Source organism: Nocardia sp. NPDC047038 (genome assembly GCF_040644075.1).
GTDB classification, from domain to species: domain Bacteria; phylum Actinomycetota; class Actinomycetes; order Mycobacteriales; family Mycobacteriaceae; genus Nocardia; species Nocardia sichangensis.
In genome coordinates this window covers 116,951-141,241 of record NZ_JBEYVQ010000013.1, presented here as the reverse complement: position 1 = coordinate 141,241, position 24,291 = coordinate 116,951, and the positions used below count along the sequence as shown (strand labels likewise).

Here is a 24,291-nt window from a genome sequence, read left to right as displayed (position 1 = left end):
CCTTCCGAAGTGCCGACGTGCGGCCGACCTCGCGTACTCGCGACAGGTCGCCGCTCAGCCGGGCAGGACGGGCGTGGCGTTCGCGCCCAGACCCGGCACCTCACGCCAGTAGGGCTGGCCTTGGTCCGGGGCGGAGGTCAGCTCCAGCACCGCGCGTGAGTCGGCGACGTACTGGTGGTCGGGGCTCGCGCTCACGGACCGCACCGGGGCGGTGAGATTCTGCGACGTCAACGGGGTCGGCTCCGAGCCGTCCACCGACACCGTGCTCACGGGGTCCACATTCCCCTCGCGCGCGATGATGATCGTGTCCGCGTCCAGCCAGTCCACCGACACCGCGGCCGTGCTGAGTCCGACACCGACGGGCACCGCCGAGGTCAGCGCCAGCTTTCCGTCCGGTTGCGGCGCGACGACCGCGACGTACACCCGGCCGTCGGCGATCATCGCCGCCCGCGCCCCGGTCCGGGAGATCCGGAGTTCGGTGATCGGTAGCCGCGGCGCCGTGGCCGAGGATGCCGCCGTCAACCTCGAGATGTCGACGTTCTGAATCGAGACGTTTCCGGTGCCGCGGTCGTTGACCGCGCGGATCACCCGGTCACCGTCGACCACCGCCCATGCCGCGCTGCCGTCCGCCGTCCACGAGGGCCGGGTGATGGTGAAGCCATCGGCCACCGGAAAAGCGTTGCCGCCGTAAGTGCCGACCATCAAGATCCGCGACGGCGCGCCCGGCGGTCGTCCGGCTTCCGCCACCGCGGCGACGAGCTGACCGTCCGCGGACAGCGTCGCGGACTGCAGGTTGTTCACTCCGCCGAAGTAGCCGGGAGCGGGAGTGATACCGCCGTTGTCGGCGATCTGCACCAGCCCGCCGCCGCGCAGCGCGTGCAGCCCGACCTGGTTGCGCGCGGCGGTCGCCGGATTGAACTGCTGCACGTCCGCCACGCTCCAGCCGTTCGCGGCGAAGCGCTCGTCCAGCGGCTTGCCGTCGGCCAACAGCATGTACGGCCCGAGGATGTCGGCGCTGGACAAGGTGAGCACCACCTGCGCGGCCAGCAGTTCGCGCTCGCGCGGATTCAGCGCCGACGCGCCCGCGAAATCGATCCGGACACCGCCGAGCCCGATGCCGACGCCGTCGGGATCACCGTTGGCCTTGGTGATCGCCCCGCGCACCGCGATCGGCGGCGCCAGCTCACTGTGCAGCACCGACGCCAGCGCGGGCTGCGGCCCCTCCAGCAGCGAGCTGATCAATCGCTGGGTCAGCTGCGCTTTCGGCACCGCGAGCCAGCGCAGGTCCGGCACGGCCATATTGCCGCCCGGATCGATGAAGTACAGCGCGTAGCGGCGGTAGGACTTGAAGAACGCGGTGGAGTCCATGACCACGCCGTCGGGCAACTCGTCGATGCGCCACTCGCCGTTGATCTTGGTCAGCTCGATCTTGTTCTCGACGAACGGAATGTCGTCGTTGGGCCGGTACCCGCCGTCCGCGGACAGCTCGCCGACCTTGCGCGCGCGGATCAGATAGTTGGCCTTGTCCCCGGAACGCGACTCCCGCAGGGTGTCCGGTTTCTCGACGATGACCGTGCCCGCCGCGTCGTCCCACTGGGTGGAGGCCGCAGGGGTCATGTATTGCCTTGCGGCCAGATGCCGGTTGGCCGGATCGGCGGTGGCCTGAAGGAAATCGCGCAGCAGCAGATCCGGATCGCGGTTGGCCAGCGGGGCCGGCGGGCCCTCGGAGGTGGGCTCACGATTGATGGTGCCGAGCGCCTCCGGCGCGGAGGACTCGGGGAGGCTGGCACAGGCCGTGAGCGGCATCACGACCGCGAGGACCGCCGCTGTCAGTACGGTCAGCCGCCGCATCCGCGCAGATCCGACACGCATTCTCATGACTGTACGTCCCCCGGTTCGCGCGCCGCGCCGCCCCCGGTCTGCGCCGACTCCGAGGCGGGCGAACCGTTCGACCCGGACGCGAGCGGCTCTTCGGCCACGGCGCTGTCGGTGGGCGTCGCCGTACCGTCGGCCGCTCCGGGCGACTCGCTCACGCTCGGCTCCGCGGCCGCGCCGCCTTCGACGTCCGTGCCGTCCAGCTCATCGCTGTCGGTCTCGGCCGCCTCGCTCGCGCCGTCCGCACGCACGCCGACCGGATCGGATGTGCCCGCGTGCGCGCCCTGTGGCGCGGCGTCGGTCACCTGCGCGACGCCCGGCTCGGCGGCGACCGGCAGCGCCGTATCGGTCGTGTCGCGATCGGCGGACGGTTCCGGCTCCACCACGTGCATCGTCTTGCGCGCGGGCTCCAGCGGCAGCGGGCTCGGGCCGAGCTTCTTACCGCGCACCAGCGGCAGCGTCAGGCGGAAGCTGGCGCCGATCCCGACCTCACCCCAGGCTTCGAGTCTGCCTTCGTGCAGGTTCGCGTCCTCCACGCTGATCGACAGACCGAGGCCGGTGCCGCCGGAGCGGCGCATGCGCGACGGGTCCGAACGCCAGAACCGGTTGAAGACGAGCTTCTCCTCGCCGGGGCGCAGGCCGACGCCCTGGTCCCGCACGACGACGGCGACCGCGTTGCTCTCGACGTCGCCCCGCATCCGGATCAGCACCGGCTTGCCCTCGCTGTGGTCGATCGCGTTGGCGAGCAGATTGCGCAGCACCCGCTCCACCCGGCGCGGATCGACCTCGGCGACGAGCGGATCCTCCGGCATGTCGCTGATGATCTCCACCCCGGCGTCCTTGGCGAGGTGGCGCACGGTCGAGATCGCGGCCCGCGCGCACATCCGCACGTCCAGCGATTCGACCTGGAGTTCGGCGACGCCCGCGTCGTGCCTGCTGATCTCCAGCAGGTCGTTGAGCAGGCCCTCGAACCGGTCCAGCTCGTTGACCAGCAACTCGGCGCTGCGGGCCAAGGCGGGGTCGAGGTCGTCGCTGCTGCCGTGGATCAGGTCGGCGGCCATGCGCACGGTGGTGAGCGGTGTGCGCAACTCGTGGCTGACGTCGGAGGTGAACCGGCGCTGCAGATTGCCGAATTCCTCCAGCTGGGTGATCTGGTTGGACAGGCTCTCGGCCATCTCGTTGAACGCCTGAGCCAGCCGAGCCATGTCGTCCTCGCCGCGTACCAGCATGCGTTCCTTGAGCCTGCCGTCGGCGAACCGGCCGGCGATCCTGGCCGCGGAGCGGATCGGAAGCACCACCTGCCTGGTGACCAGCGCGGTGATCGCGGCAAGCAGGACCAGCAACACGATGCCGCCGACCAGCATGGTGCCGCGCATCAGCGACAGGCTGCGTTCCTCGTTGGCCAGCGGGAAGATCAGGTAGATCTCCAGGGTCGGAACCTCGGCGCTCGGGCTGCCGATGATCAGCGCGCGACCGCTGTAGCCATCCGCGTCCTCGACGGTGGCGAACTGGTAGCTGACCTGGTTGCGCTGCACGAACCGGCGCAGCTCGTCGGGCACCTCCTGGATCGGGCCGCGAGGGATCTGCTGCGGCGGCATCCCGCCGATGACGCTCAGCGCCGAGACGAAGCTGCCCGCGGCGCCGGTGGACTGGCCGCTACCGCCGCGATTGGACAGTGCGTTGCGAGCCTCTTCCAGTCGCTGCGGTTGAGCACCGATGTCGTGCACACCGGCCAGCTGGCTCTCGACCGTGTTACGCGCACGGTCCATCTCCTCGACCGCCGCGTTGATCTTGGCGTCCAGCAGCCGGTCGGTGATCTGGCTGGTCAGCACCACACCGAGGATCGTGATGACGATCAGCGACAGCGTCAGCGTTGACACGATGACGCGCAACTGCAGCGAACGACGCCACAGGTGGCCTAGGGCAATGCCGACCGCTTGGAACCAGGCCACCACCGGAGCCAGCGATCGTTCCAGACGCGCGAAGACGCCATGGATCACGGCGGTCCGGCCTTGTAACCGACACCGCGGACGGTCAGCACGATCTCCGGGTTCTCGGGATCCTTCTCCACCTTCGCCCGCAACCGCTGCACATGGACGTTCACCAGGCGGGTGTCCGCGGCGTGCCGGTAGCCCCAGACCTGCTCGAGCAGGACCTCACGGGTGAACACCTGGCGCGGCTTGCGGGCCAAGGCGACGAGCAGGTCGAACTCCAGCGGCGTCAGGGAGATCTGCGCGCCACCACGGCTGACCTTGTGCGCGGGCACATCGATCACGATATCGGCGATCGACAGCAGCTCGGCGGGCTCCTCCTCGGTGCGGCGCAGACGGGCCCGCACCCGGGCGACCAGCTCCTTCGGCTTGAAGGGCTTGACGATGTAATCGTCGGCACCGGACTCCAGACCGAGCACGACGTCGACCGTGTCGGTCTTCGCCGTGAGCATCACGATCGGAACTCCGGAATCGGCCCGCAGCACGCGGCACACGTCGATGCCGTTCATGCCGGGCAGCATCAGGTCCAGCAGCACCAAATCGGGGCGGATCTCGCGAACCGCCGCCAGGGCCTGTGTGCCGTCGCCGACCACGTGCGGGTCGAACCCTTCCCCGCGCAAGACGATCGTGAGCATCTCAGCGAGTGCCATATCGTCGTCGACGACCAGAATCTTCGGCTTCATAACTACTATGTTGTCATCTCCCAGGCCAGGATCGGGCCGCCACGCCAACACTGGTGTGAACCCGCGGCACAACCAACCTTATCGACCAACGATTTCGGCGATGCGCGCGGCCAGCGTCGCCGGACCGTCGTCGGATCGGTATGTCCACCAGGGTCCGCGCCAGTCGCGTTCGGCCAGCTCACGGTACACCGCGCCGGTGCGATGCTGCAGACCGCCGTCGCGTTCGTAGGCGTCGAGCGCGCGTTCGGCGTCGAGTTCGCCACGCCTGCGGGCACGCTCGGCGGCGAGCTCGGTGGGCACGTCCAGCAACACTTGCAGCGCGGGCTCGGGCAGAGCGAATCTGCCGAACTCCAATTCGCCCACCCATGTAACGATTTCGCCGTCCGCCGACTGCCCCAGCCGGGCGGCCGAATAGGCGGCGTTGGAAGCGACATAGCGATCGAGTAGCACAACGTCGTTGTCGGCCAACAGTTTCGACAGCTCGTCCGCGGCGTCCGCGCGGTCCAGCGCGAACAGCAGAGCCATGCCGCTGACCGAGCCCGCGAGGTCGCCGTGCGCGCCGCGCAGCGCCTCGGCGGCCAGATCGGCGTGCACCGAGACGCGGTAGCGCGGGAAGGCCATCGTCGCGACGCGCAGTCCGCGACCACGCAGATCGGCGACCACCCGCTCGATCAGCGTCCGCTTACCCGCGCCGTCGAGCCCTTCGACCGCTATCAGCACTCCCATGACCAGGCACACTACCCCGCCTCACACCGGACGCCCGCAGCGGCTGACCAGCGTGGATGCCGGGCGCTGCGGGCGGGCGCGAGGTGAAGGGCGCCGGTGTCCCGCCGACCGTAGGCGGGGACACCGGCAGCGCGTTCAGTAGCGGTAGTGATCCGGCTTGTACGGGCCCTCGACGTCGACGCCGATGTACTCGGCCTGGTCCTTGGTGAGCTTGGTCAGCTCGCCGCCGAGCGCTTCGACGTGGATGCGCGCGACCTTTTCGTCCAGGTGCTTCGGCAGCCGGTAGACCTCGTTGTCGTACTCCTCCGGCTTGGTCCACAGCTCGATCTGCGCGATCACCTGGTTGGAGAAGCTGTTCGACATCACGAACGACGGGTGGCCGGTCGCGTTGCCGAGGTTGAGCAGACGCCCCTCCGACAGCACCAGGATCGAGCGGCCGGTCTCCTTGAACGTCCACAGGTCGACCTGCGGCTTGATCGTCAATTTCGTTGCGCCGGAACGCTCCAGCGCCGCCATGTCGATCTCGTTGTCGAAGTGACCGATGTTGCCGAGGATGGCCTGGTCCTTCATCGCCTTCATGTGGTCGAGGGTGATGATGTCCTTGTTGCCGGTCGCGGTGATGACGATGTCGGCCTCGCCGATCGCCTTCTCCACGGTCACCACGTCGTAGCCGTCCATCAGCGCCTGCAGCGCGTTGATCGGGTCGATCTCGGTGACCTGCACCCGGGCGCCCTGTCCGGCAAGCGATTCCGCGCAGCCCTTGCCGACATCGCCGTAGCCGCAGATCAATATCTTCTTGCCGCCGATGAGCACGTCGGTGCCGCGGTTGATGCCGTCGATCAGCGAGTGGCGGGTGCCGTACTTGTTGTCGAACTTGCTCTTGGTGACCGAGTCGTTGACGTTGATCGCGGGGAACACCAGTTCGCCCGCCGCCGCGAACTGGTAGAGCCGCAGCACGCCGGTGGTGGTCTCCTCGGTGACGCCCCGCACCGATTCGGCGATCTTGCTCCACTTGCCGCGATCGGACTCGAAGCGCTCGCGCAGCAGGTTCAAGAAGACCTTGTACTCGGCCGAGTGGTCCTCGTCCTCCGGCGGCACCACGCCCGACTTCTCGAACTGCGCGCCGCGCAGCACGAGCATGGTGGCGTCGCCGCCGTCGTCGAGGATCATATTGGCCGGCTCGCCCGGCCAGGTGAGCATCTGCTCGGCGGCCCACCAGTACTCCTCCAGGGTCTCGCCCTTCCAGGCGAACACCGGGGTGCCCTTCGGCTCCTCGACGGTGCCGTTGGGGCCGACGACCACGGCGGCCGCCGCGTGGTCCTGGGTGGAGAAGATGTTGCAGGAGGCCCAGCGGACCTCGGCGCCGAGGCTGGTCAGGGTCTCGATCAGCACCGCGGTCTGCACGGTCATGTGCAGCGAGCCGGAGATGCGCGCGCCCTGCAGCGGCCGCACCTCGGCGTACTCACGGCGCAGCGCCATCAGACCGGGCATCTCGTGTTCGGCCAGACGGATCTCTTTGCGGCCGAAATCGGCCAGCGACAGATCCGCCACCTTGTAGTCGATGCCGTTGCGGACATCGGCGGTCAACGACGTGCGAAGTTCTGAGGTGGTCATCAGCCTCTCCTGGTTCGGCAAGTACCGAGGCAAGGCTAGTCGCTCACGACGGGGTGCGGTTTACGCGGCCGTCCCTCCGACGGGCGGACCGGCCTCGGACTCGGCTCACGCCGTGACGCCGCGGGCCGCCAGGATGCGACGCCGCTTACGCGGCTGAATGTTCGCCAGTGTGATGTCGCCGCCGTAGTGGGCGAGCACGCGGCCGTCCATGATCCGCCGCCACAGCGGCGGGACGGCGGCCAGCACGATCATGGCGGCGTAGCCCGCGGGCAGTTGCGGGGCCTGCTCGGAGGTGCGCAGCGTCTGGTAGCGGCGGCCCGGGTTGGCGTGGTGATCGCTGTGCCGCTGCAGGTGGAACAGGAAGATGTTGGTGACCAGATGGTCGCTGTTCCAGCTGTCGCGCGGCGAGCAGCGGGCGTACATGCCGTTCGGGCGGCGCGGCCGCAGCAGGCCGTAGTGCTCGACGTAGTTCACCGTCTCCAGCAGGCCGAAGCCGATCACGGCCTGCAGCAGCAGCCAGGGCAGCACCTGGTAGCCGAACGCCGCGACCAAGGCGCCGAACAGCACGAGCGTCATCGACCAGGCCTGCAGGATGTGGTTCTGCACGCTCCACCAACCCTTGCCCTTGCGTGCGAGCCGCTCGCGCTCCAAGACGATCGCCGAGCGGAAACTTCCGGACACGCTGCGCGGCAAGAACTCCCACAGCGACTCGCCGAGGCGCGCGCTGGCCGGATCCTCCGGAGTAGCCACCCGCACGTGATGGCCGCGATTGTGCTCGACGAAGAAGTGCCCGTATCCGGACTGGGCGAGCGCGATCTTGGCCAGCCAGCGCTCCAGGCGCTCGACCCGGTGCCCGAGCTCGTGGGCGGCGTTGATGCCGATACCGCTGACGAATCCGAGAGTGGCGGCCAGACCCAGCTTGTCGACCACGCTCAGTTCGTCCCCGGCCCACATGTAACTCGCGATCACCAAGCCGATCAGCTGCACGGGGAGCATCAGGTAGGTGCACCACCGGTAGTACCGGTCGTTGGAGAGCCGCTCGTAGTCCTCGTCCCTCGGATTGTTGCCGTCCACGCCGATCGACCAGTCCAGCACCGGGATCACGATCAGCACGATGATCGGGCCGATCCACCAGAAGATCGGGATGCCGGTGTGCAGCACCAACTGCGAGGGCAGCAACGCGGACGCAGGCGGAAGCAAGCCGAGGACCCACAGATGGCGTTTGGGATCGGGCGATCCCACGGGTTTGCCAACCGTTTGCACTTTTGCCCCACTCGAAGAAGACCCGAACACCGTCGCATGAGAATACTTCTTGAGTTGTTGTCTGTTACAACCAAGTGGTGGGTTGAGACATGATCGCTATTACAAGCTACGCAGTCGGTTTTCAATGTGCTGCATATGCGCCAGTCGCGCGCCGGTTGCCCGCGCGGGCTCAGCTCTGCACCCGCGCGGCCAGGATCGCTTCGACGTAGGGACTCAGCAGCGCGCTCAATTCCGCGGGCGCGTCCCGCCCCGGACCGGGCGGAGTGGGGATGTAACTGAGGGCGATCCGCACCAGCGCGTGCGCGATGACGTCCGATTCGGCCGCCGTCGACGCCACCCAGCTGTACTGGAAGGCGCGCGACAGCCGCGCGGTCGCGTGCTCGAGCAACGGCCCCGCGTCCAGGGTGATCAGGCGCAGCAGATCCAGCTTCACCTCGCCCGCGACCAGCGACTGCACCAGCGGGTCGGAGGCCGCGTCGAAGAAGAAGTTCGCCATGCCGTCGCGGAACGCCGCGCGGACGTCACCGACGTTGCCGTTGATGGCGGCGTCGACGTGATCGACCAGGAAGTCGGCCAGGCGCAGGGCGTAGGCCTGGGTGAGGCCGCCGCGTGAACCGAACTCGTTGTACAGGGTCTGCCTGCTCACGCCCGCCCTGGCCGCGACGTCGCCGAGCGTGATCTTGGACCAATCCCGCTCGGTGAGCAGCTCGCGCATCGCGTCCAGGACCGACGTCCGCAGCAGGTCCCGCGCGGCCTCCTGGTAGGGAATCCTGGTTCCGGTGCGCGGCATACCCGCGACACTGTCACGGGCGCCTGCCGCAGTCAAAATCTCACGACCGTTCGATTTCGACCATGAAGAAATCCGCCTTGGCGGCGCCGCAGTCCGGACAGGTCCAGTCGTCGGGAATGTCGTCCCAGCGGGTTCCCGGCGCGATGCCGTCCTCCGGCCAGCCCTCGGCTTCGTCGTATTCGAAGCCGCACTGGATGCACTGATAAAGCTTGTACTCGTTCATTTCGTGGCCCCTATCGGTTCGAAGTCGATCTTCTCCCGCACGCCGCAATCCGGGCAGCACCAGTCGTCCGGCACCGTCTCCCACCGGGTGCCCGGCGGAAAACCTTCGTGCGGCTCACCTTTCGCCTCGTCGAAGACGTAGTCACAGACGGGGCAGCGATACGCTTTCACGCCGCGTCCTTTCCGGCAGCGTTTTCCGCCCGACCCGAGCCGTAGCGCGCCAGCACTTTCTCCCGCTTGCCGGGATCTATGTTGGCCCGGGTGATGTCGCCGTCGTAGTGCGCGAGTACGCGCTTGTCCATGACGCGACGCCACAGCGGCGGGAAGTAGGCGAGCATGATCATGCTGGCATAGCCGCTCGGCAGGTTGGGCGCCCCGTCCCAGCTGCGCAGCGTCTGGTAGCGGCGGGTCGGATAGGCGTGATGATCGCTGTGCCGCTGCAGGTGGTACAGGAAGATATTGGTGACTATGTGGTCGCTGTTCCAGCTGTGCACCGGCGCGGGGCGCTCGTACCGGCCGCTCGCCGTGCGCTGCCGCACCAGGCCGTAGTGCTCCAGGTAGTTGACCGCCTCCAGCAGGCTGAAGCCCACCACGGCTTGCAGGATCAGGTACGGCAGCAACTCGATGCCGAACACCGCGACCAAGGTCGCGAACAGCACCGCCGACATCAGCCAGGCGCTGAGTACTTCGTTGCGCAGACTCCACGGCTTCTTGCCGAGCCGGTCCAGCCGGGCCTTCTCCAGCTGCCAGGACGACTTCAGGCTGCCCCATACCGTGCGCGGCCAGAAGGCCCAGAACGTCTCGCCCACACGGGAACTCGCCGGGTCCTCGGGCGTCGCGACGCGCACGTGGTGGCCGCGGTTGTGCTCGATGTAGAAGTGCCCGTAGAAGGACTGGGCCAGCGCGATCCGCGACAGCCAGCGCTCCAGGTCCACCTTCTTGTGGCCGAGTTCGTGTGCGGTGTTGATGCCGATGCCGCCGATCATGCCGACCGTGATCGCCAGCCCGATCTTGTCCACCAAGTGCAGCCCGCCATCGATGCCGAGCCAGCTCACGTCGTCGGCGGTGATCAGATAGGCCGCCATCACCAGCGAGGCGTATTGGAACGGCAGGTACAGGTAGGTGAGGTAGCGGTAGTACTTGTCGTTCTCCAGGTACTCCATCACCTCGTCCGGCGGGTTGTCGCCGTCCGGGCCGAAGAAGATGTCCGCGATCGGGATCAACACGTAGATCAGGATGGGCCCGAGCCAGAACGGCACCTGCGCGAGGCGATGCCAGCCCAACTCGTTCAGCCCCCAGATCAGCGGCAGACCGATGATGAACAGGCCGGCCGGAGCGAACAAGCCCCACAGCCACATGTAGCGCTTGCGATCCCGCCAGGCCGGCACCTCCACCGGCTGAGCGGACATGTCCGCGTGCGTCGACATCGTTGTCTCCATTCCCGAAGGGCACGCCACATGTGACGTGCATTACCTCACTTCTGGACGATATACGGACATTTGTCGCTTGTCTAGACAAATCACGCAATTTGTAAACTTCCTCCGGGTCCAACGAACCGAGCCCCGGCCGGAGACAACTCCGCCCGGGGCTCGGCGTGGAATGAAGGGACCGACTCAGCGCAGCAGCACGTCGGCGTCGGCGGGTAGGGCGTTCACCGGCCACCAGCGCAGGTCGGTGGATTCGTGGCTGCGAACCGGGATCGCGCCCGCGGGGGCGGTGATGCGGAACAGCAGGTCGAGGTGTCTGGTGGGGACGCCGAGCGAGCAGGTGATCGGATGCGCTTGGGCGCCGTAGAGCCCTGGCTCCAGCCGTAGGTGCGCGATGCCGGATTCCTCGGTCGCTTCGCGCAACGCGGCCCCGGCGACCGTCTCGTCCCGCTCTTCGCAGTGGCCGCCGAGCTGAATCCAGCGTCCGACCCGCGGGTGCAGAGTGAGCAGCACCTCGCGGCCGTCGTGGGAGAAGACGACCGCGGAGGCGGTGATGTGGCCCGGCGCGTGCTCACGCAGGCAACCACGCGGGGCCGAACCGAGGAAGGCCAGCATCGCTTCCCGCAGCGATCGCTCCGGATCTGTTCCGGGACACCAAGTCTCGAGCAACTCGGTGGCCGAAGCGTGCAGCGACTCCACGCTCACCGGCGACACTCTCGCACTGCGGAATCGAGGCGCTTCACAGCTCGACCAGCCCGGACCCCGCGCCCGCGGGCTGCCGCGGGGTCGGCTCTTCGAGCGGATGACCGATGGCGATGGCGCCCAGCGGACTCCAGTCCTCGGCCACGCCCAGCACGTCCCGGGTGACCTCGGGGGCGAAGATCGTCGACCCGATCCAGCAGCTGCCGATGCCCTCGGTGGCCAAGGCGACCAGCAGGCCCTGCACCGCCGCGCCCACCGCGACGGTGAACATGGTGCGTTCGTTCGCTCGCCTGCGCTCGTCCGGATAGTCGTGCGCGCCGTCCGGCACACAGAACGGAATGATCACCTCGGGTGCGTCGAACAGTATGCGCCCACGCGCGACCCTGCGCTCGATCCGCTCCGGCGACAGCCCGTCCGCGGTCAGATCGGTGCGCCATTTCTCCGCCATCGCCTCGAGCAGACGTGCGCGCAGCTCCGGCGTGCGCAGCCACACGAACCGCACGGGGCGGGTGTGGTGCGGAGCGGGCGCGGTCAGCGCGACCGACACGGCCGAGCGGATCCGTTCGGGATCGACCGGCACGTCGGCGAACTGGCGAATCGAGCGACGCAGGAGAATCGCCTCCTTGCGACCGCGTTCGATGGCCTCCGCGGTGCCCAGCCAGAACAGGTCGTCGGTGCCGCCGCGCAGGAGATCGGCGGCGCCCGATCCGTCGTCGACGATCGGCAGCCCGCGCACCACGGCGACCGGGACACCCCCGAGTTTGCCCTTGACCAGGTCCGCGGCGGCGGCCAGCTCGTCCGCCACGGCCACCTGGGTGACGAAAAGCTCGTTGCCCTGCCCGTCGACCGCGCCCGCGTAGTCGTGCAGCACCCGCAAGCCCGCGGCGCCGATGGCCGCGTCGGTCTGCCCGTTGCGCCAGGCTCGGCCCATCGTGTCGGTGACGAGCACCGCGACCGTCACGCCCAGCCGTTCGGCGAGTGCGGCGCGCAGCGCCTTGGCGCTGGCGTCCGGGTCGGTGGGCAGCAGCACGAGCTCGCCCTTCTCCACGTTCGAGCCGTCGACACCGGAGGCCGCCTGCACGATGCCCAGCTTGTTCTCGGTGATCAGAGTGCGGCCCTTGCGGGCGAGCACCCGCACCGCCTCCTGGTCGACGAGCCTGCGCCGGGCCGCGTCGCGCTCCTCGGGGTCCAGCGGCGCTTCCACGATGCGTCCCTCGACCTTGGCGACGATCTTGCTCGTGACCACCAGCACGTCACCGTGAGCCAGCCAGGGCGCGCAGCGGGCGATGTGCTCGGCGAGGTCGTCGCCGGGCCGGAATTCGGGCAGCCCGGTGACGGGCAGGATGCGCAGCTCTCCGGCCGCGTGGTCGGTCGGTGTGCTCACAGGGCGACTCCAGCGAGATCCAGCGCCTGACGCACCATTTCGGCGGTGGTCGGCGGGTCGGTCATCAACAACGGCACGCTACGCACCTCGACCCCTGGCACCTCGGCGGTGTCGGTGCTGTGGATCAGCCAGCCGTCCAGGATGCCGGTGGCGGAGCGTGCGCCGTAGTGCCTGCCGATCGCCTCGGCCGTCGTCTCCACGCCGATGACCGACAGGCACTCGTCGGCCATACCGCGCAGCGGCTTGCCGTCGATCACGCCGGACACGCCGATCACCTTCGCCGGGGTGGTGCGCAGCGCGCCCCGGATGCCGGGCACGGCGAGGATGGCGCCGATGCTCACGACGGGGTTCGACGGCGCGAGGAGGACCACGTCGGCGGATTCTATGATATTGATCACATTTGGGGCAGGTTTGGCTTCATCGGCGCCAATTGTGGCGAATCCATGGGTGTCGATGTTCGCGCGGTAGCGAACCCACCACTCTTGAAAATGGATCGCGCGCCGTTCGCCAGGCTTGTCCGGATCCGACACCACGACATGCGTTTCACAGCGATCGTCGGTTGCCGGGATCAGTTTCACGCCCGGCTGCCACCGGTTGCACAGCGCCTCGGTGACCGTGGAGAGCCGGTATCCGGCGCGTAACATTTCGGTGCGGATCAGATGCGTGGCGATATCGCGGTCCCCCAAGCCGAACCAGTCCGGTTGGGCATGATATTTCGCGAGCTCCTCCTTGGCGTGCCAGGTCTCGCCGACCCGGCCCCAGCCGCGCTCCGTATCGATGCCGCCGCCGAGGGTATACATGCAGGTGTCGAGGTCGGGGCAGATCTTGAGCCCATGCATCCAGACGTCGTCGCCGACGTTCACGATCGCGGAGACGTCCGCCTCGGGCAGCAGCTCCCTGACGCCCTGAAGGAAACGCGCGCCACCGACACCGCCGACCAGCACGGCGATCCGGGGTCCGTTCGCGAGCGTGGCGTCCGCTTGTTGTCCAGTCACATCCGCACAGCCTATGCGCTGACGCGAAGGCTCCCGTTCGCGGCAAATTTGCTATACATTTGCTATCGCAGATCACAAGAGGGACTCGGAATGCGGCTGCGGATAGTAACGGAATAGCGACGGCGGCTTGACCATCGCAGCGTCCGGCGTGTCTAATCACAGACATGTCATTCCGGGTTCGCGCGAGAGATCAACGCGCGAACGGCATTTCGAACAAGTGTTCGCATCGGTGTGACAAGCTCGGGGACGTCCGCGGGACAACGTCGCGGGGTATGGCCGTCGGTATGCGTGTTGGTCCGACGGAAAGAATCATTCTGCGCTAACACACAGTGAGGAGGCGGAGCGATGGCCAACGAGATGGTCTCGCCGACCGATTCCACAGCAGGCGCAGCACGTGGCGTCTGCGCAGATAACGGCGGCTGGAAGGACCAAGAGGGGGGTGACGGAGTCACGGCGCCCCGGCTCAGCCTGGTCGTGACCGGCTTCGACGAGATGTTCGAATCCATCGAAGAGCAGTGGCAGGAGCGCGCCCTGTGCGCGCAGACCGATCCGGAGGCGTTCTTCCCCGAGAAGGGCGGCTCGACCCGCGAGGCCAAGCGGATCTGCATGGGTTGCGAGGTACGCGACGAGTGCCTGGAGTACGCGCTCGCGCACGATGAGCGCTTCGGCATCTGGGGCGGCCTCTCCGAGCGGGAGCGCCGCCGCCTCAAGCGCGGCATCGGCTGACAGACATCCGCGATGCCCGGAGCCGCCCGTCCACCGTGGCGCTCCGGGCACGCGCGACACGACCGGACAGTTCCCGACCGCCTCGATGCGGACGACCGGAGCCGACTGGCCTAGATTTTCTCTCATGGCACGTTCCCGTAAGCGTCGACCGCCGACCGCGCGGTCGGTGATCCGCCGCGGCCGCGGAGTGCGCGGGCCGATGCTGCCACCCACCGTGCCCGCTTGGCGGACCCGAGGCCAGAAGTTCGACCGGCTGGTGCTGGAGGCGTTCGCCCCCTTGGACTCCCGCTGGCACGACCGGCTCACCAAGCTCGACATCGCGGTCGACGACGTTCCGAAAATCCGTCCGCTGCACCCCGATTCGGTCACCTGGCCGGACGAGGTCGTGGCCGACGGCCCGGTTCCCCTCTCCCGGCTCATCCCGGCGGGCGTCGACCGGCACGGGGCGGCGACCAGGGCGCGGGTGGTGCTGTTCCGCAAGCCGCTCGAGCTGCGCGCCAGCGACCCCGACGACCTGGTGGATCTGTTGCGCGAAGTCCTGGTCCAGCAGGTCGCGACCTACCTCGGCGTCGATCCGGACGTGATCGACCCGGAAGCGGAGTGAATCGCACCCATCCGGGTGGCGGCGGCTCCCGAATGCCGTTGCGGGGCAGGCGCGGGCGTGTAGGCCGGTCACCGGCTGGGTACTCCGTGAACCCACGCCGCGACGCACCACCGATGTCGCGCACCGGCGACACCGTCGCCAGCGCGTACGGCGAAGTCGTCCAGATCACCGCGGGGCCCGTCACGGCCCTGTGGGACGTCGTGCTGCCCTCGTTCCGCGACGCACGGACCGAGATTCTTCAAGCGTGTCTGTCCCCATCGACGCGCCAGGGGGGTTACTCTCATCGGCGTGATTCCCATGCGTCGTTGCTGCCGACCAGGCTGCAAGAATCCGGCCGTCGCGACGCTCACCTATGTGTACTCGGACTCGACGGCGGTGGTCGGACCACTCGCGACGGTCGCCGAACCGCACTCCTGGGATCTCTGCGAAACGCACGGCTCACGCATCACCGCTCCGAAGGGTTGGGAACTCGTTCGCCACGAAGGCGGATTCTCCTCCAGCACACCGGACGACGACGACCTGACCGCGCTGGCGGAGGCGGTGCGGGAGGCGGGGTTGCGCCGCCGCCCACCGGAGCGCGAACAGCGTGGCTATCGCGACTACGCTCCCCCGCCGCCGCGCACCACACGAACGGGTCGCCGCGGCCATCTGCGCGTGCTGCCCGACCCGCCGTCCTGATCGGACGAGGACGGTGTCGGACCGGTCCGGCGCAACCACTAGGGTATTGGGCATGACAGTCGCCCGCTCTGCCGAATTCGTGAACGCGGTGATCAAGGCCTACGACGTTCGCGGTGTGGTCGGTGATCAGATCGACGCGGAATTCGTCAGGGACGTCGGCGCCTCCTTCGCACGGCTGATGCGCGCCGAGGGCGCGAACCGGATCGTCATCGGTCACGACATGCGGGATTCCTCCCCCGAGCTGTCGGCCGCCTTCGCCGACGGCGTGCTCGGCCAGGGCCTCGACGTGGTGCACATCGGTCTCGCCTCGACCGACCAGCTGTACTTCGCCTCCGGCCGCCTGGACTGCCCCGGCGCCATGTTCACCGCCAGCCACAACCCGGCCCGCTACAACGGCATCAAGCTGTGCCGCGCCAAGGCCCTTCCGGTCGGGCAGGACACCGGCCTGGCCGCCATCAAGAACGAACTCGTCGACGGCGTGCCCGCGTACCAGGGCGAGCGCGGCAGCGCGACCGAATCGAACCTGCTCACCGAGTACGCCGACTTCCTGCGCGGCCTGGTGGATCTGGGCGATATCCGCCCGCTCACCATCGCGGTGGACGCGGGCAACGGCATGGGCGGGTACACGGTGCCCGCGGTGCTGGGCACGCTGCCCCAGGTGACGATCGTGCCGCTGTACTTCGAGCTGGACGGCACCTTCCCGAACCACGAGGCCAACCCGCTGGACCCGGCGAACCTGGTGGACCTGCAGAAGCTGGTCCGCGAGTCCGGCGCGGACATCGGCCTCGCCTTCGACGGCGACGCCGACCGTTGCTTCGTGGTGGACGAGAACGGCGACCCGGTGGCGCCGTCGGCGATCACCGCTCTGGTCGCCGAGCGCGAACTGGCCAAGGAGCCCGGCGCGGTGATCATCCACAACCTGATCACCTCCCGCGCGGTACCGGAGCTGGTGCACGAACTGGGCGGAACGCCGGTACGCACCCGGGTCGGCCACTCTTTCATCAAGCAGGAGATGGCCGCCACCGGAGCGGTGTTCGGCGGCGAACACTCCGCGCACTACTACTTCCGCGACTTCTGGGGCGCCGACTCCGGAATGCTCGCGGCGTTGCACGTGCTGGCCGCGCTGGGCGAGAAGGATCGGCCGGTGTCGGAACTGATGGCGTCCTACGCCACCTACGCGGCCTCCGGCGAGATCAACTCCACCGTCGCCGACGCCGAGGAGAGGACGCTGGCCGTGGTGGACGCCTTCGCCGACCGGGCGCACTCGGTGGACCGGCTGGACGGGGTGACCGTGCAATTGGCCGACAACGCCTGGTTCAACCTGCGCGCGTCGAACACCGAGCCGTTGCTCCGGCTGAACGTCGAGGCCCGATCGGCGGAGGAAGTAGACGCACTCGTGACCGAGATCCTGAGCATCGTGCGGTCCTGACTGGAATAGTGGAATCACAGGCCTTGGATTCGCCCGACTCGGTCTCGGTGTGGCAGCTGGACCGGGTGGGCGCGGGGGCGGAAAAGACACAGCGCGATGAGGGGAGGTGGAACGCCCGATGATCGCTGGAACACCGGTGCTCGACCTCGACGATGCCGCTTCACTCGAAGCCGCCGACGCAGGCGGCGCCCTTCGCTCGGCCGCCTCTGGCGGCGCCCAGGTGCGTGCCACCGCGGCGGCCGTCGGTGAGGACGCGCTGGCCCGGCTGGCCGATCTGCGACCGCGCAGCGTGGTGCTGGTCTCCGGTTCCGGACGCGCCGCACGTGCCGCCGGACTGCTCGTGGCCGCGCTCGGCGACCGCGCGGGCCTACCCGTCGTGCCCGCCGCCGCCCTGCCGCCGTGGGTGGGGCCGCTGGACGTCGTCCTGGTCTCCGGTGACGACGCGGGTGATCCGCGCCTGATCGACGCCGTCGACCGGGCGCTGCGTCGCGGCGCCGAGGTGGTCGTCGCCGCGCCGCACGAGGGGCCGCTGCGCGCCGCCGCGGCCGGACGCGCCGCCGTCCTGGAACCGAGGGTCCAAGTTCTCGGGTACAACCGCCTGTTGCGCTTCCTGGCCGCCGGAATCGCGGTCCTGCGCGCGGTCGACCCCCAGCGCACCGGCGCCGCGGTCCCGGAACTCGCCGACCTGGCCGACGTGCTGGACGCGGAGGCGCTACGCGACGGCCCGCACAACGAGGTCTTCCACAACCCCGCCAAGACGCTGGCCGCCCGGATGCAGCAGCGGGGCATCGTGCTCGCGGGCGATTCGCCCGCCGCCGCCGAACTGGCCGAGCACGGCGCCGAGGTGCTGTTGCAGTCCGCGGGCAAGGTCGCCACCGCGGTGGATCTGGCCGAGGCCGTGGCCGCGCGGACCCGGATGGCCGAAGCGGCAGGCGAATCCGCGCCCGACTTCGACCCGATGTTCCACGACGAGGAGTTGGACGGGCCCGCGCCGGTTGAGCGCGTCCGAGTGTTCGTGCTCAGCGCCGATCGCGATCGGGCGGCGGCACGCCGTCGCATCGCGGTGTTCGGTGGCGAGGGCGGGAACCTGGTGGACGCCGATCTGGTGAACGCCGACGTCGACCTGCTGCACACCGAGATGACCGACCCCGCCGCGCCCGCGCAGACCCATGCCGAGGAGTCCGCGCAGGCGAACGGCACCGAACTCGAACAGCTCGCGGTGCTCGCGCTGCGATTGGAGATGGCCGCCGCCTACCTGCGGCTGCTCGGCTCGCGGACGGCTCCGGCCGACAGCCAGGGGCAGTACGGGGGAAGCTACTAGTGCACGAACTCGTTGGTGCGCTGCGCTCGTATGCCTGGGGCTCGCGCACCGCGCTCGCTCAGCTGTGCGGCAGGCCGGTGCCGTCGGCGCATCCGGAGGCCGAACTGTGGTTCGGCGCCCACCCGGCCGATCCGGCGCACGTGAAAACCGGTGACCGCACCACCTCGCTGCTGGAACTGATCGCCGCCGACCCGAGCCGGGAACTGGGCTCGGCCGCAGAACGATTCGACGAGAAGCTGCCGTTCCTGCTCAAGATCCTGGCCGCAGAGGAGCCGCTGTCGCTGCAGGCGCACCCGAGCACGGAGCAGGCGCGGGCCGGCTTCGCGCGGGAGAACCAGGCGAAGGTGCCGCTGGACTCCCCACTGCGCAACTACCGCGACGAGAACCACAAGCCCGAGCTGGTCGTCGCGCTGGACCGGTTCGAGGCGCTGGCCGGTTTCCGCGATCCGCACCGCACCGTCGCACTGCTGCGCGCACTGGCGGTGGACGGATTGCGCCCCTACTGCGAACTGCTTGCCGCGCAACCGGACAAGGCGGGCCTGCGCACACTGTTCACCACCTGGATCACGCTGCCGCACCACGTGCTGACCACGCTGCTGCCCGAGGTGCTCGACGGCTGCGTGCGGTATCTGTCGGGCAAAGGCGCCCGTGAGTTCACGGCCGAGGCGCGCACGACCCTCGAATTGGCCGAGGCCTATCCGGGCGACGCGGGCGTGCTGGCGGTGCTGCTGCTGAACCGGGTGACCCTGGAGCCGGGCCAAGGATTGTTCCTCGCGGCCGGCAATCTGCACGCCTACCTGCGCGGGGTGGGCGTGGAGATCATGGCCAACTCCGACAACGTGCTGCGCGGCGGGCTCACCCCCAAGCACGTCGACGTGCCGGAACTGTTGCGGGTGCTGGATTTCGAGCCGATCGACTTGCCTGCCGTGTTACCCGAGCCCGCCGGTGACGGGTCGGTGCGCTATCGCACGCCCGCACCGGAGTTCGCGCTGCGCCGCTTCGACCTGGTCGCGGGTTCCGCCCGGGTGCCGCTGACCGCGGCGGGACCGGGCATCGTGCTGTGCACCGCGGGGACGGTGCGGCTGTTCCGCAACGACTCGTCGCTGGAGCTCACCCGGGGTGGCGCGGCGTGGATCTCCGCCGTGGACACCGATATTCGCGCCCAAGCGGTGGACGGCGACGTCCAGCTGTTCTGCGCGTCCGTCGGCGCGACCGGCTGACCGATCCGGAACGCCGGATTCCAGGTGTCCTAGTCTGTTCGCGGGTATCTCGAAAACAGAGAGGACATGCTTCCATGTCGGCTGGCGGTGGCAAGAAGGCGATCATCGCGGCGTTGTCCGCGAACGCGGGGATCGCCGCGGCGAAGTTCGTCGGTGCGGCGATCACGGGCTCGGGATCGATGCTCGCCGAGGCCGTGCACTCCGTGGCCGACACGGGCAACCAGGCACTGCTGCTGCTCGGCCAGCAGCGCGCCGCGAAGGAAGCCGACGAGCTGCACCCCTTCGGCTACGCGCGCAACCGCTACTTCTATTCGTTCATCGTGGCGCTGGTGCTGTTCACCCTCGGGTCCGGCTACGCCATCTACGAGGGCATCCACAAGATCCAGCATCCGGAGGAGCTGAGTTCGCCGATCGTGGCGGTGATCATCCTGGTGATCGCGATCGCGTTGGAGTCATACAGCTTCACCACCGCGGTGCGCGAGTCCGCGCCGCTCAAGGGTGACGCGAGCTGGTGGCGGTTCATCCGCAATTCGCGCAGCCCCGAGCTGCCGGTGGTGCTGCTGGAGGACACCGGCGCGCTGATCGGCTTGGTCTTCGCGTTCGCGGGCGTCGGCCTGACCATGCTCACCGACGACCCGGTCTGGGACGGCGTCGGCACGCTGGCCATCGGCGGGCTGCTCGGCGTCATCGCGATCGTGCTGATCGTGGAGATGCAGAGCCTGCTGATCGGCGAGGGCGCCACGCCGCAGGAGAACCGGCTGATCCGCGCGAACCTGGTCGACCGGACCCGCATCGACCGGGTGATCCACCTCAAGACGCAATATCTCGGCCCGGAGGAACTGCTCGTGGCCGCGAAGGTCGGCGTCGTTCCCGGACTCGACATCGCGGCGATCGCCGGTGCCATTGATGAGGCCGAGTCCCGCGTCCGCGCGGCGGTACCCGCGGCGCGCGTCATCTATCTCGAACCCGATCTCTACCGCACCGAGCCCGCCACGAGTTAGCGACTCGGCGACCGGGGCAGTCCTCAGCGATGCTGGAAAGCCGGGGTGCGTAAGAGGTCGAGCGGATCGGTGCGGATGTCGAAGCGGTCGCGCAGGGCGTGGCGCGCGGCGTGCAGCCCGCACATACCGTGTACCCCGGGGCCCGGTGGCGTCGCGGACGAGCAGAGATAGACACCGGGAATCGGTGTGGCGTATGGGTTCCAGCGCGGAGCCGGGCGGAAGGCGAACTGGCGCAGGGTCATCGCGCCCGCCGAGATGTCGCCGCCGATGTAGTTGGCGTTGTGCGCGGGCATTTCGGTGGCGGTGATCACGTTCTCGGCGACGATCAGATCGCGGAAACCCGGCGCGAACCGCTCGACCTGGCCGATCACTTCCTCGCTGACATCGCGGGTGGAGCCGTTGGGCACGTGTGCGTAGGTGTAGAACGTGTGGCCGCCCTCGGGCGCGCGAGTGGGATCGACCACGCCCGGCTGGATGGACAGCACGTAGGGCCGGTCGGCGTGTCGTCCCATGGCCACGGCGTGCTCGGCGGCCATGGCCTCGGCGCGGGTGCCGATCACGTGCACCGTCCCGGCCAGCGCGCAGCCCTCGGCTCGCCACGGCACCGGCCCGGAAAGGGCGAAGTCGATTTTGCACGCCGCGCCGCCGTACCGGAAACGACGCAGGCGCTTCGCGTACCGCGCGGGCAACCGATGCCCGGCGATACGCAGTAGTTCGGCCGGGGCGAGGTCGAGCAGAACGGCGCGGGCGCCGGCGAACTCGTCGATCGAGTCGACCCGGTGGCCGGTGTGCACCCGTCCGCCGAGACGTTCGAGTTCGGCGATGAGGGCGTCGGGAATCGCCTGACTGCCGCCGCGCGGAATCACCCAGCCTTCGACGTGGGCCAGCGTGCCGAGCAACAGCGCCGCTCCCGCGGCGGTGACGGCGCGCGGGGGAATGATCGCGTGGGTGGCGATGCCGGTCAGCAGGGCGGGCGCGACCTGGTCGCGAAACCTGATGTCCCACAGCGGCGAGCCCTGCTCCAGGGTGCGCAGGCCGAAACGGATCGAGGTCGCGAGCCCGGATGGGATGCGGCGCAGATCCGACATCGCGATGTCGACCACGTCCGGCCAGTGCCGCACCAGCGGAGCGAACAGTTTGCGCCACGCCGGGCCGTCGGCACCGAGGTCGTCGACGGTCCGATCCAGATCTCGCCAGGCTAGTCCGGCCACACCGCCGTCGAGCGGATGCGCGTAGGAGACCTCCGGTGCGAGCAACTCGACACCGTGCGCGGTCAGGTCGAACGCGCGGAACAGCGGCGCGGCCGCCGCCATCGGATGCGCGCCCGCGCACAGATCGTGCCGGTAGCCGGGCAAAGTGAGTTCCGCCGTACGGGACCCACCTCCGGCCGTCGCCTCGGCCTCGTACACCTCCACGGCGAGCCCCGCCCGAGCCAGGATCACCGCGGCGGCGAGGCCGTTCGGTCCGGAGCCGACCACCACCACATCAGCCATACCCCCACGCTACCGGCGACGGGCATGCCGACACGGACGCCAGGCCCGCGCCGCGCCCACGGCGGCGAGCCGTTCCGCCACCAGCAAGGTCAGGCGTCGATCGCGCAGTTCCGGCCGCGGCCGTCCACCCCGGCCCAACGTGGCCAAACCGTGCAGTCCAGGCGACCTCCGTGCGGGCGCCGAGGTCGGGAGCATCGACGAAGGGCCCGACCATGGCTTCCAGCTCGCCGAAGGCCGCCCGCAGCGGCAGCGGCGCCTCCAGGCCGAAGGTGAGGGCTGTGTTCATCAGGAACATCGCGTCGTAGAGCGACGGATTCGCCACCGCGAAGTCCGAGTAGGCCCGCGCGACCCGCAGCGGCGAGTCCGCGGCGGCATGACGGGCCGGTGCGATGATTTTCCGGCGGCCGCCCCGTCTGCACCATCGAACGCACGACGAGCAAGGAGATCGACCATGGCGACCAAGCCGCACGGCCCCGCTTCCTACTTCCCCTCCATCGAGGCCAAGTACGGCCGCACCATCGAAGAGTGGAAGGCCGCCATGCGCGAGACCGGCTTGGCCGCACACAAGGAACTCGTCGAGTGGCTGAAAACCGAGCACGGTTTCGGGCACGGCCACGCCAACGCCCTCACCCAGCACCATCTGCACCCGGAGAAGTGGGAGGCCTGATCCCGGACGCGACGAAGGGCCCGCAGATCCTGCGGACCCTTCGTCGTGCGCGCGCTATGCCTGGACCAGATCCTTGGTCTCGGATTCCTGCGCCTGCGCGGGCGTCCCGTGGTCGTCGTCGACCATGGTCCGCTCGTCGAACGGCAACTTGCGATCGAGCACTTCGCGCACCCGGTCCACGTCGACGGTCTTGGTCCAGGTGCCGATCAGCACCGTGGCGACCGCGTTGCCGGAGAAGTTGGTCAGCGCCCGCGCCTCGGACATGAAGCGGTCGATGCCGACGATCAAGCCGACACCGTCGAGCAACTCGGGCCGATGACTCTGCAATCCGCCCGCCAGCGTGGCCAGCCCCGCGCCGGTGACGCCCGCCGCGCCCTTGGACGCGATGATCATGAAGACCAGCAGCCCGAGTTGCTCGCCGATGGACAGCGGCTTGCCCATCGCCTCGGCGATGAACAGCGATGCCATGGTCAGGTAGATGGCGGTGCCGTCCAGGTTGAACGAATAGCCGGTGGGCACAACGACGCCCACGGTGGTGCGCTCGACGCCCATGTGGTCCATCTTCGCGATCAGCCGTGGCAGCGCCGATTCCGACGACGAGGTCGCGACGATCAGCAGGTACTCCCGCGCGAGGTAGCGGACCAGCTTGAAGATCGACACCCGCGACACGCTCCACAGCAGCAGACCGAGCACGCCGAAGACGAAGACCACGCAGGTGAGGTAGAACGCGAGCATCAGCGTGCCCAGCTTCGCCACGGCGTCCAAGCCGGTCTTGCCGACCACGTTGGCGATCGCGCCGAACGCGCCGATCGGCGCCAGCCACAGGATCATCACCAGGATGCGGAACACGAGTTTCTGCAGCAGCGCCACGCCGCGCAGGATCGGCTCGCCCGTCGTGCCCATGGCCTGCACCGCGAATCCGACCAGCAGCGCGACGAACAGCGCCTGCAGCACGTTGCCGGTGGTGAGCGAGGACAGCAGCGTGGACGGCACGATGTTCTGGACGAATTCCCAGGTACCACCCGCGCTGTGCGCGGTATCGGCGAGGTTGTGACCGGCTTTGGCCGAAGTGGCGATGTTCAGTCCCGCGCCGGGTTGCAGCAGGTTGCCGACGACCAGACCGATGCCGAGCGCGATGGTCGACATGACCAGGAAGTAGCCGATGGCCAGTCCGCCGACCTTGCCGACGGTGGCCGCCGCGCGCACCGAGCCGATCCCGAGGACGATGGTGCAGAAGATGACGGGAGCGATCATCATCTTGATGAGATTGACGAAAATGGTTCCCAGCGGGGCGAACGACTGCGCGGCGCCCGGCGCCAGCCAGCCGACGAGGACGCCCGCGACCACCGCCACGATGACGGACAGATAGAGCCAATGGGTGCGGTCGCGCCGCGTTCGAGTCGTGTCGCTCATAGCGAGGATTTCCCTTCGAAAGGTACCGACGCGAAGTGGCTCACGCCTTCCAGGCAGAATGATGGTC

At 68.8% G+C, this 24,291-nt stretch carries 24 protein-coding genes; 8 read left to right on the top strand and 16 right to left on the bottom strand.

What is annotated here, in order from left to right; genetic code table 11:
* Nucleotides 1–54 precede the first annotated feature (54 nt).
* The 13 genes from lpqB to cofD all read right to left on the bottom strand — a co-directional run bounded on the left by lpqB (nucleotide 55) and on the right by cofD (nucleotide 13,627).
* The gene (gene lpqB / locus ABZ824_RS31015; protein ID WP_356967352.1) at nucleotides 55–1,878 is read right to left on the bottom strand and encodes an MtrAB system accessory lipoprotein LpqB; all 1,824 of its coding nucleotides are present in this window, start codon (nucleotides 1,876–1,878) and stop codon (nucleotides 55–57) included.
* Nucleotides 1,875–3,875 (bottom strand): MtrAB system histidine kinase MtrB, encoded by a 2,001-nt coding sequence (gene mtrB, locus ABZ824_RS31010; protein ID WP_356967351.1) that lies wholly within the window; start codon nucleotides 3,873–3,875, stop codon nucleotides 1,875–1,877. Before mtrB ends, lpqB begins: the two co-directional genes overlap by 4 nt.
* Nucleotides 3,872–4,558, bottom strand: coding sequence for an MtrAB system response regulator MtrA (mtrA, locus tag ABZ824_RS31005; RefSeq protein ID WP_174315456.1), 687 nt, complete (start codon nucleotides 4,556–4,558; stop codon nucleotides 3,872–3,874). The genes mtrB and mtrA overlap by 4 nt, the downstream gene beginning before the upstream one ends.
* 69 nt (nucleotides 4,559–4,627) lie before the next feature.
* The gene (locus ABZ824_RS31000; protein ID WP_356967349.1) at nucleotides 4,628–5,275 is read right to left on the bottom strand and encodes a dTMP kinase; all 648 of its coding nucleotides are present in this window, start codon (nucleotides 5,273–5,275) and stop codon (nucleotides 4,628–4,630) included.
* A 135-nt stretch (nucleotides 5,276–5,410) separates the two neighbouring features.
* Entirely contained in the window at nucleotides 5,411–6,889 is a 1,479-nt protein-coding gene (gene ahcY / locus ABZ824_RS30995) for an adenosylhomocysteinase (protein WP_355077141.1), read from the bottom strand.
* Between the two features lie 105 nt (nucleotides 6,890–6,994).
* Complete coding sequence (locus ABZ824_RS30990; RefSeq protein WP_356967346.1) at nucleotides 6,995–8,131, bottom strand: alkane 1-monooxygenase; 1,137 nt, start codon at nucleotides 8,129–8,131, stop codon at nucleotides 6,995–6,997.
* A 190-nt stretch (nucleotides 8,132–8,321) separates the two neighbouring features.
* Nucleotides 8,322–8,942 carry a TetR family transcriptional regulator gene (locus ABZ824_RS30985; protein ID WP_355077145.1) on the bottom strand — a complete coding sequence of 207 codons (621 nt, stop codon included), beginning with the start codon at nucleotides 8,940–8,942 and terminating at the stop codon, nucleotides 8,322–8,324.
* Nucleotides 8,943–8,982: 40 nt separating this feature from the next.
* Nucleotides 8,983–9,165, bottom strand: coding sequence for a rubredoxin (locus ABZ824_RS30980; protein WP_355077147.1), 183 nt, complete (start codon nucleotides 9,163–9,165; stop codon nucleotides 8,983–8,985).
* Nucleotides 9,162–9,335: a rubredoxin gene (locus tag ABZ824_RS30975; RefSeq protein ID WP_355077148.1), complete on the bottom strand. Its 174-nt coding sequence runs from the start codon at nucleotides 9,333–9,335 to the stop codon at nucleotides 9,162–9,164. The genes ABZ824_RS30980 and ABZ824_RS30975 overlap by 4 nt, the downstream gene beginning before the upstream one ends.
* Entirely contained in the window at nucleotides 9,332–10,591 is a 1,260-nt protein-coding gene (locus ABZ824_RS30970) for an alkane 1-monooxygenase (RefSeq protein WP_355077149.1), read from the bottom strand. Before ABZ824_RS30970 ends, ABZ824_RS30975 begins: the two co-directional genes overlap by 4 nt.
* A gap of 186 nt (nucleotides 10,592–10,777) precedes the next feature.
* Nucleotides 10,778–11,296 carry an NUDIX domain-containing protein gene (locus tag ABZ824_RS30965; protein WP_356967343.1) on the bottom strand — a complete coding sequence of 173 codons (519 nt, stop codon included), beginning with the start codon at nucleotides 11,294–11,296 and terminating at the stop codon, nucleotides 10,778–10,780.
* Between the two features lie 34 nt (nucleotides 11,297–11,330).
* Entirely contained in the window at nucleotides 11,331–12,677 is a 1,347-nt protein-coding gene (locus ABZ824_RS30960) for a coenzyme F420-0:L-glutamate ligase (protein ID WP_356967341.1), read from the bottom strand.
* Entirely contained in the window at nucleotides 12,674–13,627 is a 954-nt protein-coding gene (cofD, locus tag ABZ824_RS30955; RefSeq protein ID WP_355077377.1) for a 2-phospho-L-lactate transferase, read from the bottom strand. Before cofD ends, ABZ824_RS30960 begins: the two co-directional genes overlap by 4 nt.
* Before the next feature lie 537 nt (nucleotides 13,628–14,164).
* Here cofD and ABZ824_RS30950 point away from each other — a divergent pair.
* The 7 genes from ABZ824_RS30950 to ABZ824_RS30920 all read left to right on the top strand — a co-directional run bounded on the left by ABZ824_RS30950 (nucleotide 14,165) and on the right by ABZ824_RS30920 (nucleotide 20,651).
* Complete coding sequence (locus ABZ824_RS30950; RefSeq protein WP_029901515.1) at nucleotides 14,165–14,398, top strand: WhiB family transcriptional regulator; 234 nt, start codon at nucleotides 14,165–14,167, stop codon at nucleotides 14,396–14,398.
* 124 nt (nucleotides 14,399–14,522) lie between these two features.
* Nucleotides 14,523–15,002, top strand: coding sequence for a metallopeptidase family protein (locus tag ABZ824_RS30945; protein WP_168434228.1), 480 nt, complete (start codon nucleotides 14,523–14,525; stop codon nucleotides 15,000–15,002).
* Nucleotides 15,003–15,290: 288 nt separating this feature from the next.
* Complete coding sequence (locus tag ABZ824_RS30940) at nucleotides 15,291–15,680, top strand: DUF3499 domain-containing protein (RefSeq protein ID WP_195046620.1); 390 nt, start codon at nucleotides 15,291–15,293, stop codon at nucleotides 15,678–15,680.
* Nucleotides 15,681–15,732: 52 nt separating this feature from the next.
* Nucleotides 15,733–17,109 (top strand): phosphomannomutase/phosphoglucomutase, encoded by a 1,377-nt coding sequence (locus ABZ824_RS30935; protein ID WP_356967338.1) that lies wholly within the window; start codon nucleotides 15,733–15,735, stop codon nucleotides 17,107–17,109.
* A 118-nt stretch (nucleotides 17,110–17,227) separates the two neighbouring features.
* Nucleotides 17,228–18,430 carry a tobH protein gene (locus ABZ824_RS30930; RefSeq protein WP_355077157.1) on the top strand — a complete coding sequence of 401 codons (1,203 nt, stop codon included), beginning with the start codon at nucleotides 17,228–17,230 and terminating at the stop codon, nucleotides 18,428–18,430.
* Nucleotides 18,430–19,650 carry a mannose-6-phosphate isomerase, class I gene (gene manA / locus ABZ824_RS30925; RefSeq protein WP_356967336.1) on the top strand — a complete coding sequence of 407 codons (1,221 nt, stop codon included), beginning with the start codon at nucleotides 18,430–18,432 and terminating at the stop codon, nucleotides 19,648–19,650. Before ABZ824_RS30930 ends, manA begins: the two co-directional genes overlap by 1 nt.
* Nucleotides 19,651–19,724: 74 nt before the next feature.
* Nucleotides 19,725–20,651 (top strand): cation diffusion facilitator family transporter, encoded by a 927-nt coding sequence (locus ABZ824_RS30920; protein WP_356967334.1) that lies wholly within the window; start codon nucleotides 19,725–19,727, stop codon nucleotides 20,649–20,651.
* Between the two features lie 23 nt (nucleotides 20,652–20,674).
* Here ABZ824_RS30920 and ABZ824_RS30915 read toward each other — a convergent pair whose 3' ends face one another.
* Both ABZ824_RS30915 and ABZ824_RS30910 read right to left on the bottom strand, forming a co-directional pair.
* Entirely contained in the window at nucleotides 20,675–22,144 is a 1,470-nt protein-coding gene (locus ABZ824_RS30915) for an NAD(P)/FAD-dependent oxidoreductase (protein ID WP_356967331.1), read from the bottom strand.
* Nucleotides 22,137–22,466, bottom strand: coding sequence for a hypothetical protein (locus tag ABZ824_RS30910; RefSeq protein WP_356967329.1), 330 nt, complete (start codon nucleotides 22,464–22,466; stop codon nucleotides 22,137–22,139). The genes ABZ824_RS30915 and ABZ824_RS30910 overlap by 8 nt, the downstream gene beginning before the upstream one ends.
* Nucleotides 22,467–22,595: 129 nt before the next feature.
* Here ABZ824_RS30910 and ABZ824_RS30905 point away from each other — a divergent pair, with 129 nt between their 5' ends.
* Nucleotides 22,596–22,811, top strand: a complete 216-nt coding sequence (locus tag ABZ824_RS30905; protein ID WP_355077166.1) for a DUF4287 domain-containing protein — start codon at nucleotides 22,596–22,598, stop codon at nucleotides 22,809–22,811.
* 54 nt (nucleotides 22,812–22,865) lie between these two features.
* Here the strand turns inward: ABZ824_RS30905 and ABZ824_RS30900 are convergent, their stop codons facing one another.
* Nucleotides 22,866–24,224 (bottom strand): cation:dicarboxylase symporter family transporter, encoded by a 1,359-nt coding sequence (locus ABZ824_RS30900; RefSeq protein ID WP_356967327.1) that lies wholly within the window; start codon nucleotides 24,222–24,224, stop codon nucleotides 22,866–22,868.
* Nucleotides 24,225–24,291 lie beyond the last annotated feature (67 nt).

Coding starts and splice junctions, on each gene's coding strand:
- lpqB (WP_356967352.1), bottom strand. CDS start 1,878: ATGAGAATGCGTGTCGGATCTGCGCGGATGCGGCGGCTGACCGTACTG.
- ABZ824_RS31000 (WP_356967349.1), bottom strand. CDS start 5,275: ATGGGAGTGCTGATAGCGGTCGAAGGGCTCGACGGCGCGGGTAAGCGG.
- ahcY (WP_355077141.1), bottom strand. CDS start 6,889: ATGACCACCTCAGAACTTCGCACGTCGTTGACCGCCGATGTCCGCAAC.
- ABZ824_RS30985 (WP_355077145.1), bottom strand. CDS start 8,942: ATGCCGCGCACCGGAACCAGGATTCCCTACCAGGAGGCCGCGCGGGAC.
- ABZ824_RS30980 (WP_355077147.1), bottom strand. CDS start 9,165: ATGAACGAGTACAAGCTTTATCAGTGCATCCAGTGCGGCTTCGAATAC.
- ABZ824_RS30970 (WP_355077149.1), bottom strand. CDS start 10,591: ATGTCGACGCACGCGGACATGTCCGCTCAGCCGGTGGAGGTGCCGGCC.
- ABZ824_RS30950 (WP_029901515.1), top strand. CDS start 14,165: ATGTTCGAATCCATCGAAGAGCAGTGGCAGGAGCGCGCCCTGTGCGCG.
- ABZ824_RS30945 (WP_168434228.1), top strand. CDS start 14,523: ATGGCACGTTCCCGTAAGCGTCGACCGCCGACCGCGCGGTCGGTGATC.
- ABZ824_RS30935 (WP_356967338.1), top strand. CDS start 15,733: ATGACAGTCGCCCGCTCTGCCGAATTCGTGAACGCGGTGATCAAGGCC.
- ABZ824_RS30930 (WP_355077157.1), top strand. CDS start 17,228: ATGATCGCTGGAACACCGGTGCTCGACCTCGACGATGCCGCTTCACTC.
- ABZ824_RS30920 (WP_356967334.1), top strand. CDS start 19,725: ATGTCGGCTGGCGGTGGCAAGAAGGCGATCATCGCGGCGTTGTCCGCG.
- ABZ824_RS30915 (WP_356967331.1), bottom strand. CDS start 22,144: ATGGCTGATGTGGTGGTGGTCGGCTCCGGACCGAACGGCCTCGCCGCC.
- ABZ824_RS30905 (WP_355077166.1), top strand. CDS start 22,596: ATGGCGACCAAGCCGCACGGCCCCGCTTCCTACTTCCCCTCCATCGAG.
- ABZ824_RS30900 (WP_356967327.1), bottom strand. CDS start 24,224: ATGAGCGACACGACTCGAACGCGGCGCGACCGCACCCATTGGCTCTAT.